This is a genomic window from Actinomycetota bacterium (genome assembly GCA_004297305.1).
Classification (GTDB): Bacteria; Actinomycetota; Actinomycetes; order S36-B12; family FW305-bin1; genus FW305-bin1.
In genome coordinates, this window is sequence record SCTR01000007.1 from 1 (window position 1) to 12,062 (window position 12,062).

Below are 12,062 nucleotides of genomic sequence, written 5' to 3' on the forward strand. Positions count from 1 at the left end.
CCCGCACGCGGTGCTCGCCGCGATCGCCGAGCGCCTGCCGCGGCCGGTACGACACGACGGCGCATGAGGCCGGCCGCAGCGTCCGGGGGTGACCCGATAGAAGGCCTGGTGATCGTCGACAAGCCGGCCGGGATGACGTCGCACGACGTGGTCGCGCGGCTGCGCCGGTTGTGCGGCACCCGGCGGGTGGGTCATGCCGGCACGCTCGATCCGTCGGCGACCGGTGTGCTGGTGGCCGGGGTCGGCCGGGCGACGCGGTTGCTGGGCCATCTGTCGTTGTCCGACAAGGAGTATGAGGCCACCATCCGGCTGGGCGAGGCGACGGTGAGCGACGACGCCGAGGGCGAGGTGATCTCCTCGGCGAGCGCAGTGGGGATCACCGAGGCCGCAGTCCGCGACGTGGTGTCGCAGTCGCTGACCGGGGCGCTGCTGCAGCGACCGAGCTCGGTCAGCGCGGTGAAGGTGGACGGCCGTCGTGCGTATGCCCGGGTGCGGGCCGGCGAAGCGGTCCAGTTGCCGCCGCGCCACGTCACCGTGCACCGGCTCGAGGTGCGCGCGTCGCGGCGGCCGGCGCCGCACTTGCTGGACGTCGACGTGGTCGCCGAGGTGTCCAGCGGGACGTACGTGCGTGCGCTGGCGCGCGACCTCGGTGACCTGCTCGGGGTGGGCGGGCACCTGATCGCGTTGCGCCGCACCAGGGTCGGGCCGTTCTCGCTGGCCTCGGCGCGGACCCTCGAGGAACTGCAGGAGCAGCTCGACGTCATGGCGCTGGCAGCCGCGGTGTCCGCGTTCTTCCCCTGCTGGCAGGTCGAGGCGTCCGTGGCGGACCGGGTGCTGCACGGCGCCCGACTGCCGTGGCCGGACGGCCTACCGGACACCGGGCCCGTCGGTCTGTTCGGCCCGGGTGGCCGGGTGCTGTCGCTGGCCCGCCGGCAGGACGACCAGGCGGTGTCGCTGGTCGTCTTCAGCTGATCTGGCAGGCTGACCCCGCCATGCAGCTGCCCGCCCCACTGCGCGTCGTGCCCGTCGTCACCGGTCCGCACGACCTGCCAGCCAGCTGGCGTGGTGCGGTGGTGACCATCGGGGTGTACGACGGCGTCCATCGCGGGCACCGCGCGGTCATCCAGGACGTCGTGGCGCGCGCCCGCGAACTCGGCCGTCCGGCGTTGGTGCTGACGTTCGACCCGCACCCGGCGGAGGTGGTCCGGCCCGGCAGCCATCCGGCAGCCTTGTCGACCCTGCCGCACCGCGTCGCGTTGCTCGGCGGGCTGGGCGTCGACGCAGTCGTGGTCCTCCCGTTCACCGCGGAGGTGATGCGGCAGACCGCCGCCGAGTTCATCGACGACGTGCTGGTGCGTGATCTCGGTGTCGCCGAGGTCGTCGTGGGCGAGAACTTCCGGTTCGGCAACCGGGCGGCCGGCCGGGTCGAGACGCTGCGTGAGGCGGGGGCGCGACAGGGTTTCGCGGTCCGCACGGTCGCCCTCGCCGGGGCCGACGCAACCTGGTCCTCGACGTTGGTGCGGCGGCTGGTCGCCGACGGCGACATGGCCGGCGCAGCCGAGGCCCTCGGTCGATGGCACCGGCTGGAAGGGCAGGTCGTCCACGGCGACGCCCGTGGCCGGCTGCTGGGTTTCCCCACGGCGAATCTGCACCTGCCGCCCTACAGCGCTGTGCCCGCCGACGGCGTGTACGCCGGGTACCTGGTCCGGCAGCCGTACGCCGCCGAGCCGGTCGCGCTGCCGGCCGCCGTCTCGATCGGGACCAATCCCACCTTCGACGGCACGACGCGCCGAGTCGAGGCGTACGTGCTCGACCACGACGACCTCGACCTCTACGACGAGCACGTCGCGCTCGACCTGTGTGTCCGGCTGCGGGAGACCCTGTCGTTCGGCACCGTCGAGGCCCTCGTCGACCAGATCGGCGTGGACGTCGCGCGGACGCGGGAGTTGCTCGTCGGGTCCTGACCGCCGCGAGCCGGGCCGCAACTGTCCCCAGTTCAGGGGACGCAGCGGGGTGGTTGCGGCGCGTAGCCGCCGAACACCGGAACGCTTCCCTAAGGTCGCCTCCGTCAACTCACGGGGACGGGGGTGCCGGTGTGGCCGCCGCACGGATCGCGATCGTCGACAGTCATGCGCTGATCGTCGCCGGCGTGCTGCAGTTGCTGGGCGCGCGGCGCCCGGAGTACGTCGTCGTCTACGCCGGTGCCGACGCTGCCGGGGCGGTCGTGGCGGGCGCCGACGTGGTGCTGTTCGATCCGGCTGCCGGCGCGCCGGAGCCGCCGCCCGTGGCGATCTCCCGACTGGTCAGCGGGGGAGTCAGCGTGGTGGCGGTCAGCCAGGTCGCCACCCCGGCCGACGCGGTCGTCGCGCTGGCCGCCGGCGCCTCGGGATACGTCGCGACCCGGGACAACCCGACCGGCCTGGTGGCCGCGCTCGACGCGGTGCTGGCCGGCGAGCGCTGGGTGTCGCCGGAGCTCGCCGCTCCCGCGGTGCGCGACGGGGTGCCGGCGCTGTCGAACCAGGAGCGACGAGCGGTCGTGCTGTACACGTCCGGCCTCAAGCTGGACAGCGTGGCGCGCGCCATGGGGGTGAAGCCCTCCAGCGTCAAGCAGTACCTCGACCGGGTCCGCGCCAAGTACGCCGCGGCGGGACGGCGCGTTAGCACCCGGTACGACCTGACCGAGGCGGCCGTCCGCGACGGCCTGATCCCGCCCCCCGGGTCGTCCTGACGGGTCGTCGCATGTCCCCTGATTTGCCGTCTTCAGCGGGGGACCTGCTGGCGTCGATGATCTCCGTGGTTGTACGCGGCCGCGCGACGGGGGCGGCCGCGTACCGATACCGGGATGCTGCCGCGGCTCCGCCCGTCAGCGGTGAACCGCGCTCGGGTGTCGTCGCTCTCCGTCGGCCGCGCGTCGATTCGGTCGTGGGGGACCGCGCTGTTACCCTCCCCGTGACGGTCCTGGGGCGGGCGCCCCTCGATCCGTGTCCCCAGCCGAGCGCATCCGTGCCGGCCGTCCGCGCCCGAGAGGATCCCGCATGTCGCTCGACACCGCCACCAAGGCCCAGGTCATCGCCGAGTACGCCACCGTCCCCGGTGACACCGGCAGCCCGGAGGTCCAGGTCGCGCTGCTGACCACCCGGATCAAGGGGCTCACCGAGCACCTGAAGCTGCACAAGCACGATCACCACTCGCGGCGGGGTCTGCTGCTGCTCGTCGGCCAGCGCCGGCGGCTGCTGCAGTACCTCGCCAAGACCGATATCGAGCGCTACCGCTCCCTCATCGAGCGGCTCGGTATCCGGCGCTGACGTCGGCGTGGCCGGCCCGTGGCGGGCTGGCCACGCGACGCGGACCGGCCGACGTGGCCGGCCCGTCACAACTGAACACCCCACCATCCGTGCTGGTTGCCAGCACACCCACCACCTGGGGCGGACGACGGTCGCGTACGTCGGTCCTCGGTAGTGGCTCGCGGGTCCGGGCGCTTGGGCTCCCGCCGTACCCCGCGCGCCTCGATCGAGAGCCGACAGTGTCTCGCCGACATTGGCGCACCTGCACCCCAACGCGTGCGACGCCCGCCCCCTGCACCGACAGGAGGGCACCCGTGGAGGGTCCCCAGATCCACTCGTCCGAAGCCGTCATCGACAACGGCGCCTTCGGCACCCGCACCATCAGGTTCGAGACCGGCCGGCTCGCCCGGCAGGCAGCAGGGTCGGCGGTCGCCTATCTGGACGACGAGACGATGCTGCTGTCGGCGACCACCGCCTCGAAGAACCCCAAGGAAAACCTGGACTTCTTCCCGCTCACCGTCGATGTTGAGGAGCGGATGTACGCCGTCGGGCGTATCCCGGGCTCGTTCTTCCGCCGGGAGGGCCGCCCCAGTGAGGACGCGATCCTCACCTGCCGGCTCATCGACCGGCCGTTGCGGCCGTCGTTCGTCAAGGGTCTGCGCAACGAGATCCAGGTTGTGGTGACCGTCATGTCGCTGCACCCCGACCACCTCTACGACGTGGTCGCCATCAACGCGGCGTCGATGTCCACCCAGCTGGCCGGGCTGCCGTTCAGCGGCCCGATCGGTGGCGTGCGCGTCGCCCTGGTCAAGGGCCAGTGGGTGGCCTTCCCGAGCCACGCCGAACTCGCCGACGCCGTGTTCGACATGGTCGTGGCCGGTCGCGTCGTCGACGCGGCGGACGGGTCCAGCGACGTCGCCATCATGATGGTCGAAGCCGAGGCCACGACCGAGACGGTCGCCCTGGTCGCCGGCGGTGCGGCCGCACCGACCGAAGAGGTTGTCGCGCAGGGCCTCGAGGAGAGCAAGCGGTTCATCCGCGTGCTCTGCCAGGCCCAGGCCGAGCTGGCCGCCAAGGCCGCGAAGCAGACCGCGGACTACCCGACGTACCCGGACTACCTGCCCGACGCCTACACCGCGGTCGAGACCGCGGTGTCCACCGAGCTGGCCGCGGCGCTCACCATCGCCGGCAAGGCCGAGCGCGAGGCGGAACTGGACCGGGTGAAGGACCTCGCCGCGCAGCGGCTGGCCGACACGTTCGCCGGCCGGGAGAAGGAGGTCGGCGGCGCGCTGCGGGCGCTGACCAAGAAGCTGGTACGGCAGCGCATCCTGCGCGACAAGGTCCGCATCGACGGCCGCGGGATCACCGACATCCGCACGTTATCCGCGGAGGTCGACGTGGTGCCCCGGGCACACGGTTCGGCGCTGTTCGAGCGCGGCGAGACGCAGATCCTCGGGGTGACGACGCTGAACATGCTCCGCATGGAGCAGCAGCTGGACACGCTCAACCCCGAAACGCGCAAGCGCTACATGCACAACTACAACTTCCCGCCGTACTCCACCGGTGAGACCGGACGCGTGGGTTCGCCGAAGCGCCGCGAGATCGGTCACGGCGCCCTGGCCGAGCGCGCGCTGCTGCCGGTCCTGCCGAGCAAGGAGGAGTTCCCCTACGCGATCCGGCAGGTGTCCGAAGCGTTGGGCTCCAACGGCTCCACGTCGATGGGCTCGGTCTGCGCCTCGACGATGTCGCTGCTGGCCGCCGGTGTCCCGCTGCGGTCGCCGGTCGCGGGGATCGCGATGGGCCTGATCTCCGAGGAGATCGACGGCACGACCGAGTACGTCGCGATCACCGACATCCTCGGCGCCGAGGACGCCTACGGCGACATGGACTTCAAGGTCGCCGGCACCCGGCAGTTCGTCACGGCGCTGCAGCTGGACACCAAGCTCGACGGCATCCCGGCCTCGGTGCTCGCCGGAGCACTGACCCAGGCCCGCGATGCCCGGCTGGCGATCCTCGACGTCATGCTCGAGGCGATCGACGCGCCGGACGAGATGAGCGAGCTGGCGCCGCGGATCATCACGATCACGATCCCGACGGACAAGATCGGCGAGGTGATCGGGCCCAAGGGCAAGATCATCAACCAGATCCAGGAGGACACCGGCGCCGACATCACGATCCAGGACGACGGCACCATCTACATCGGCGCGACCAGCGGTGCCGCGGCCGAGGCGGCGCGGACCACGATCAACCAGATCGCCAACCCGACGATGCCCGAGGTCGGCGAGCGCTACCTGGGGACGGTCGTCAAGATCGCGGCCTTCGGCGCCTTCGTCTCGCTCACCCCGGGCAAGGACGGTCTGCTGCACATCTCGGAGGTCAAGAAGCTCGCCGGCAAGAACCGGATCGACAGCGTCGAGGAGGTGCTGTCGGTCGGCCAGAAGGTCCAGGTGCAGATCAAGGAGATCGACTCGCGCGGCAAGCTCTCGCTCGTCCCGGTGCTGGACGAGGGTGCTGCGGCGGCGGGCGCCGAGCCCGTCGGCGCCACCGCGAACTGACCGTCGGTGAGCGGCTACTTCCCGGCCACGCAGCAACGTCCGGGCTCGACCCGGACGTTGCTGCGCGAGCCCGACGGCGGGGTGGTTCGACGGACCGTGCTGCCTGGCGGGCTGCGGGTGGTCACCGAACAGGTGCCGGGCGTGCGCTCGGTGACCTTCGGGATCTGGGTCGGTGTCGGCTCGCGTGACGAGACGGCGCGGCAGGCCGGATCGGCGCACTACCTGGAGCACCTGCTGTTCAAGGGCACGTCGCGTCGCAGCGCGCTGGACATCTCCAGCGCACTCGACGCGGTCGGCGGAGAGATGAACGCCTTCACCGCCAAGGAGTACACCTGCTTCTACGCGCGGGTGCTGGACGCCGATCTGCCGCTGGCCGTCGACGTCGTCAGCGACATGATCACCTCCGCGCTGATCGATCCGGTCGAGGTCGACAACGAGCGCGGCGTCATCCTGGAGGAGATCTCCATGCATGACGACGATCCGGCCGACGTCGTGCACGACGAGTTCACTGCCGCGGTGATGGGCCCGGCGAGCCCATTGGGCCGGCCCATCCTCGGCACCGTCGACACGATCACGTCGATCACCCGCTCGGCCATCAACGCCTTCTACCGCAAGCACTATCGACCGGCGAACCTCGTGGTGTCGGCGGCCGGATCACTCGACCACGCCACGGTCGTCCGGCTGGTCCGCAAGGCGTTCAACGCGGTCTCGGCGTTGGACTCGGACGCCGCACCGGCTCGCCCGCGGCTGGCGGGACGGGCCCGGCCGCGCCGCCGGCCGGCGGTCCATCTGCTGCCGCGGCGTACCGAGCAGGCCAACCTCGTGCTGGGTGTGCCGGGCCTGGTGCGCACCGACGACCGCCGTTTCGCGCTCGGTGTCCTCAACGCTGCCCTCGGCGGCGGGATGTCCAGCCGGCTGTTCCAGGAGGTGCGGGAGAAGCGGGGACTGGCGTACTCGGTCTACTCGTTCACCTCGCACTACGCCGACGACGGCATCTTCGGTGTCTACGCCGGCTGCCAGCCGCGCAAGATCGACGAGGTGCTGTCGTTGTGCCGCGAGCAGTTGGCGACCGTGGCCGCCAGTGGCATTCACGAAGCCGAGCTGGCGCGGGGGAAGGGGCAGTTGCGCGGGTCGCTCGTCCTCGGGTTGGAAGACACCGGGTCGCGGATGAGCCGGATCGCCAAGGCGGAACTGCTGTACGACGACCTGCCCGGCGTCGACGACACGTTGCGCCGCATCGACGCGGTGTCCCTCGACGACGTGCGGCAGGTGGCGACCGACCTGCTCGCCGCGGCGCCGACGCTGGCCGTGATCGGCCCGTTCGACGACGCGACCGACTTCGGCACGGCAGTCGCGTGATCGCGGTCGGGGTGCTGGGCGCCCGCGGCCGGATGGGGTCGCAGGTGTGCCAGGCCGTCGAGGCGGCCGAGGACCTCGAGCTCGTCGCACGCATCGACGAGGGCGACGAGCTGGCTGCGCTGGTCTCCGGTGGGGCGCAGGTCGTCGTCGACTTCACCCGGCCGGACGTGGTCATGGCCAACGTGGAATTCGCTGTGTCACACGGTATTCACCCTGTCGTGGGTACCACGGGCATGGATGCCGGGCGGCTGGCCCAGGTGGAGCAATGGCTGCAGGCCGCACCCGGCGTCGGGGCGGTGGTGGCTCCCAACTTCGGCCTGGCGGCGGTCCTGATGATGCGGTTCGCCGCGCTGGCCGCGCCGTACTTCGATTCGGTCGAGATCGTCGAACTCCACCACCCCGGCAAGGTGGACGCGCCCAGTGGGACGGCCCGGCGCACCGCGGCGTTGATCGCCCAGGCCCGCCGGGACGCCGGCGTCGGCCCGGCGCCGGACGCCACGGTGGCCGCGGACTCGATACCCGGCGCCCGTGGTGCCGTCGTGGACGGCGTACCGGTGCACGCCGTACGGCTGCAAGGTCTTGTGGCGCACCAGGAAGTGCTGCTGGGTGGGATGGGGGAGACCCTGACCTTGCGCCACGATTCCTCGGACCGCGCCGGTTTCATGCCCGGTGTCCTGCTCGCCGTGCGAGCCGTGGCGGACCGCCCCGGGCTGACGGTCGGCCTGGACGACCTGCTCGGGCTCGGCTGACGGTGACGCCACGCCGCTGGGCGGCTCTGCTGGTCGTCGTCGTGGTCGCCTACGTGGTGCTCATCGGCGTCCGCTGCGTGCAGCTGATCGCCACCGGTGATCCGGTCGCGATCGGGCTGGCCGTGGCGGTCCTCGTCGTACCGGTCGTGGCGGTGGGATTGGTCTGGCGCGAGGTGCGCTTCGGTTTCCGGGTGCAGGCGATGGGACGTGCCCTCGACGCCGAACGGGGACTGCCGGTGGACGACCTGCCGCGTACGCCGTCCGGGCGGGTGGAACTGGCTGCGGCAGATGCGGTCTTCGCGCAGCGGCAGGCCGAGGTCGACGCTGCGCCGCAGGACTGGCGGACCTGGTTCCGGCTGGCGGTCGCGTACGACGACGCCCGCGACCGCCGGCGCGCCCGGGCTGCGATGCGAGAGGCGATCGCGCGGTATCCCGTGCATTCCGCCGGATGAGCGGGACCGACTCGTCCCGGGGGCGACGTGCCTTGACAGACGACGAAGCGCCAGGAGGTCCGAGGATGCTGGGACGGATAGGAATCTGGTCGGCGGTGCTGGACCGGGTCGAGGTGTCGCAGACTCGTGACCTCGTCGCCGAACTGGACGAGACCGGTTGGCACGCCTTGTGGTTCGGGGAGTCGACCGGACGTGAGTCGATGGCCAACAGCGCCATGCTGCTGGGCGCCTCGCAGCGGCTGGTCATCGGGACCGGCATCGCGTCGATCTACGCCCGGGACCCGATGGCTGCCAACGGCGGCAGTCGATTGCTCGCCGCGCAGTACCCGGGGCGGTTCGTGCTGGGTCTGGGAGTCAGCCACCGGCCGCTGGTCGAAGGTGGTCGCCACCAGACATACGGCCCACCGCTGCAGGCGATGTCGGCGTACCTCGACGCGATGGATGCGGTCAGTTCCCGTTCGGTGGAGGCGGCGGGGCCGCGGGCGCCGCGGGTGCTGGCCGCGCTGGGACCGCGCATGCTCGAACTTGCCCGCGACCGCGCTGACGGGGCGCTGCCGTATCTGGTGACGCCGGACCACACCGCGGGCGCCCGGCAGATCCTCGGGCCGGACAAGACGCTCGCGGTGGAGCAGTCCGTCGTCCTCACCGCCGACCGGCAGGTGGCGTTGGCGCGTGGCCGCGACCACCTCGCGCAGTACCTCCCGCTGCCGAACTACGTCCGTTCCTGGCGCCGGCAGGGCTTCACCGAAGACGACCTCAGTGGCGGTGGCAGCGACCGGTTGGTGAATGCCCTGGTGGCGTGGGGCGAGCCGGACCAGATCGCCGCGGCGGTGGCCGAGCACCTGGCCGCCGGCGCCGACCACGTCTGCGTGCAGGTCGTCCCGACCGACGACGCGCCGATCCCGGTCGCGCAGTGGCGGGCGCTGGCACCTGCCCTGCTGGGCTGAGGCCCAGCCCGTTTCGCCGGCTGGTTCGACCTTGCCAGGTCGACCTGGCCATCGGCCGGCCGGCTGGAACCTGGACCCGGCCTGACCGACCGGCCGCCCCGCGGCGCTGTCCTCAGTCGGCCCAGGTGGTCACCAGGCGAGCCAGTCGCACGGTCGTGCCGGTCTCGTCGGCGACCTCGCGCAGCGCCCCGTCGGGACCCCAGCCGGCGCTGACGAGGAACTGCCGCCGGGGCTCGTCGGCCAGCGGGATCCACGCGATGCCCGTAGTGAAGCCGTCGTCGCGCCAGTAGTCGACCGCGGCGTGCAGCAGTCGCGAGCCGTGGCCTTCCCGCTGGTGATCCGGATGGACGACGAGGGCGACCAGCTCGCCGTCCCGGGTAGGCGAGGTGTCGGGGTCGGCTGCCGGTGCGGTCGCGGCGAATCCGACCAGCTGCCGGCCGGCGAGGGCGACCAGGACCCGATGGCTGCCCGGCGGTGGGTCGAGGATCGCCTGTCCCCAGGCGGCGGCGATTGCGGCCGGATCGAGCTCGGCGGCCGGCAGCACGGCGTCGTCCGCCGCGCGCCAGGCCGCGAGCTGGACGTGGGCCATGTCGTCGGTGTCGGAGGTCCGGCCCAGCCGTACCGATCCCTCGGCCACCGGATCGCTGGTCACCGGCGGATCCTCGCACGGGGATCGTGCCGGGCCGTGCGGGCGCCGAACCGGGCGAAGGGCCGGTGCGTCGCGAATCGGTTGTCGGAGTAGCTGCGTAGGGTGCCGACCAGTCCCGCTTCCGCCGCCCCGCTGCCGGCTGGTGCGGTCCGGGCGTCGCCGGGACGCTGCTGGATTCATGCCGTCGACGTTCGTGCACTGCTTAGGAGGTTCGGCCATGTCGATCGACGTCCCAGCCGTGGCGGCAGTCGATATCCGCGATGCCGGTGCCGACCTCGGTCCCACCGGCCGTCGCAGCAGTGCCGATGTCGGCCACACTGGGCCGGTGACGACGACGGCCGCTGACGAGGTGACGTTCCGCAGCGACGTGACCGTGGAACTGGTGAAGGCGAGCGCCGCGGACTCCGACGTGCTGTTCGCCGCCCGGGTCTCGACCGTGGGGGAGCGGTCGCTGGACGCCGTGGGGGCGGATGCCCAGAAGTCGCAGGGGCTGATCGGTTACCTGATGCGGGACCGGCACGGCAGCCCGTTCGAGCACTCGGTGATGACGTTCTACGTCGAGGCGCCCATCTTCGTGTGGCGCGAGCACATGCGGCACCGGATGACCTCGTACAACGAGGAGAGCGGCCGCTACCGGCAGCTGCGGCCGGTGTTCTACCTGCCTGGCCCCGACCGGCGCCTGGTCCAGATCGGCAAGGCCGGTGCCTACGAGTTCGTCGAGGGCAGCCCGGAGCAGTCCCAGCTCGTCACCGAGCAGGCGCGTGCGGCCTATCTCGCGGCGTACGAGGCGTATCGCTCGATGCTCGATGCCGGGGTCGCGCGGGAGGTCGCCCGGGTGGTGCTGCCGGTGGCGACGTACTCCTCGGCGTACGTCACGATGAACGCGCGCGCTCTGATGAACTTCCTGTCGCTACGGCGTCGCTCCGACGACGCGACCTTCCCGTCCTACCCGCAACGGGAGATCGAGCTGGTCGCCGAGCGCTACGAGGAGATCTGGGCCGGCCTGATGCCGCTGACCCACGCCGCCTTCGTCGCAGCCGGCCGGGTAGCGCCGTAACGCAGCCGGCGTCCCGCGCTGTCGCGGTGGGCCCGTGCCCGGGGCGCGTCCCCGGCTGATCCCGGGCGGGCGGCTAGCCTTGCGCCGTGCCCCTCGACTCCACGCCGGCCCGCCCGTTCGGGCGGATGCTGACGGCGATGGTGACGCCGTTCACCGACGACGGCGGCCTGGATCTCGACGGCGCGTCCCGGCTCGCCGAGCACCTGGTGGCGGCCGGCAACGACGGCATCGTCGTCAACGGCACGACCGGCGAGTCGCCGACCACGACCGACGGGGAGAAGGAGCGGCTGGTCCGCGCTGTGGCCGAGGCGGTCGGGGACCGGGCGCACCTGCTGGCCGGGGTGGGCACCTTCGACACCCACCACTCGGTCGAACTCGCCCGGTCAGCCGAGAAGGCCGGCGCGACGGGCCTGCTCGCGGTCACGCCGTACTACAGCCGGCCACCGCAGGACGGTCTGCTGCAGCACTTCGCGGCGATCGCCGACGCGACGGAACTGCCGGTGATGACCTACGACATCCCCGGCCGGGCGGGCGTCGCGATCGAGACCGAGACGTTCGTCCGGCTGGCCGAACACCCGCGAGTGGTGGCCAACAAGGACGCGAAGGGCGACCTGGGTGCCGCGCAGTGGGCGATGGCCCGCAGCGGGTTGGCGTGGTACTCCGGCGACGACGTCCTGAACCTGCCGCTCCTGGCGATCGGGGCTGCCGGCTTCGTCTCGGTGGTGGGACATCTGGTCTGCGACCGGCTGGTCGCCCTGCTCGACGCCTACGAGCACGGCGACGTGGTGACGGCCGCTGCGCTCAACCGCGACCTGCTGCCGGTCTACACCGGCTGCTTCCGCACCCAGGGCGCCATCCTGACGAAGGCGGCGCTGACCGACCTCGGCCTGCCCGCCGGACCGTTGCGCTCGCCGCTGGTAGCGGCCACCGCCGAACAGGTGGCGACGCTGCGCGCCGACCTCGCTGCCGGCGGCGTCGCCGGCTTTACCGCGTCTTGATCATCTCCGGTC

Annotated in this window: 12 protein-coding genes; 11 read left to right on the forward strand and 1 reads right to left on the reverse strand. The window is 72.1% G+C overall.

Translation table 11 applies throughout. The annotated features are described in order from the left end of the window. Positions 1–63 precede the first annotated feature (63 nt). The 9 genes from truB (at position 64) to EPO13_05745 (ending at position 9,346) form a co-directional block, all read left to right on the forward strand. Positions 64–972 carry a tRNA pseudouridine(55) synthase TruB gene (gene truB / locus EPO13_05705; GenBank protein TAK69387.1) on the forward strand — a complete coding sequence of 303 codons (909 nt, stop codon included), beginning with the start codon at positions 64–66 and terminating at the stop codon, positions 970–972. Between the two features lie 20 nt (positions 973–992). Next, positions 993–1,964 carry a bifunctional riboflavin kinase/FAD synthetase gene (locus EPO13_05710; protein TAK69388.1) on the forward strand — a complete coding sequence of 324 codons (972 nt, stop codon included), beginning with the start codon at positions 993–995 and terminating at the stop codon, positions 1,962–1,964. Between the two features lie 260 nt (positions 1,965–2,224). Further along, positions 2,225–2,728, forward strand: a complete 504-nt coding sequence (locus EPO13_05715; GenBank protein ID TAK69734.1) for a response regulator transcription factor — start codon at positions 2,225–2,227, stop codon at positions 2,726–2,728. Between the two features lie 307 nt (positions 2,729–3,035). After that, positions 3,036–3,305, forward strand: a complete 270-nt coding sequence (locus EPO13_05720; GenBank protein TAK69389.1) for a 30S ribosomal protein S15 — start codon at positions 3,036–3,038, stop codon at positions 3,303–3,305. Positions 3,306–3,598: 293 nt separating this feature from the next. Next, positions 3,599–5,839, forward strand: a complete 2,241-nt coding sequence (locus EPO13_05725; GenBank protein ID TAK69390.1) for a polyribonucleotide nucleotidyltransferase — start codon at positions 3,599–3,601, stop codon at positions 5,837–5,839. A gap of 6 nt (positions 5,840–5,845) precedes the next feature. Further along, positions 5,846–7,198: an insulinase family protein gene (locus tag EPO13_05730; protein TAK69391.1), complete on the forward strand. Its 1,353-nt coding sequence runs from the start codon at positions 5,846–5,848 to the stop codon at positions 7,196–7,198. Then, complete coding sequence (locus tag EPO13_05735; protein TAK69392.1) at positions 7,195–7,947, forward strand: 4-hydroxy-tetrahydrodipicolinate reductase; 753 nt, start codon at positions 7,195–7,197, stop codon at positions 7,945–7,947. The genes EPO13_05730 and EPO13_05735 overlap by 4 nt, the downstream gene beginning before the upstream one ends. A 2-nt stretch (positions 7,948–7,949) precedes the next feature. Next, complete coding sequence (locus EPO13_05740; GenBank protein TAK69393.1) at positions 7,950–8,399, forward strand: hypothetical protein; 450 nt, start codon at positions 7,950–7,952, stop codon at positions 8,397–8,399. Positions 8,400–8,464: 65 nt separating this feature from the next. After that, a complete protein-coding gene (locus tag EPO13_05745; protein ID TAK69394.1) occupies positions 8,465–9,346 on the forward strand; it encodes an LLM class F420-dependent oxidoreductase in 882 nt (293 codons plus the stop codon). Between the two features lie 112 nt (positions 9,347–9,458). Here EPO13_05745 and EPO13_05750 read toward each other — a convergent pair whose 3' ends face one another. Further along, positions 9,459–10,214, reverse strand: coding sequence for an N-acetyltransferase (locus EPO13_05750; GenBank protein ID TAK69395.1), 756 nt, complete (start codon positions 10,212–10,214; stop codon positions 9,459–9,461). Here EPO13_05750 and EPO13_05755 point away from each other — a divergent pair. Then, positions 10,213–11,052 (forward strand): FAD-dependent thymidylate synthase, encoded by an 840-nt coding sequence (locus EPO13_05755; protein ID TAK69396.1) that lies wholly within the window; start codon positions 10,213–10,215, stop codon positions 11,050–11,052. The genes EPO13_05750 and EPO13_05755 overlap by 2 nt on opposite strands. An 86-nt stretch (positions 11,053–11,138) precedes the next feature. Beyond that, on the forward strand, positions 11,139–12,050 hold the full coding sequence (gene dapA / locus EPO13_05760; protein ID TAK69397.1) for a 4-hydroxy-tetrahydrodipicolinate synthase: 912 nt from the start codon (positions 11,139–11,141) through the stop codon (positions 12,048–12,050). Positions 12,051–12,062: the final 12 nt, after the last annotated feature.

Coding starts and splice junctions, on each gene's coding strand:
- truB (TAK69387.1), top strand. CDS start 64: ATGAGGCCGGCCGCAGCGTCCGGGGGTGACCCGATAGAAGGCCTGGTG.
- EPO13_05710 (TAK69388.1), top strand. CDS start 993: ATGCAGCTGCCCGCCCCACTGCGCGTCGTGCCCGTCGTCACCGGTCCG.
- EPO13_05720 (TAK69389.1), top strand. CDS start 3,036: ATGTCGCTCGACACCGCCACCAAGGCCCAGGTCATCGCCGAGTACGCC.
- EPO13_05745 (TAK69394.1), top strand. CDS start 8,465: ATGCTGGGACGGATAGGAATCTGGTCGGCGGTGCTGGACCGGGTCGAG.
- EPO13_05755 (TAK69396.1), top strand. CDS start 10,213: ATGTCGATCGACGTCCCAGCCGTGGCGGCAGTCGATATCCGCGATGCC.
- EPO13_05750 (TAK69395.1), bottom strand. CDS start 10,214: ATGGCCGAACCTCCTAAGCAGTGCACGAACGTCGACGGCATGAATCCA.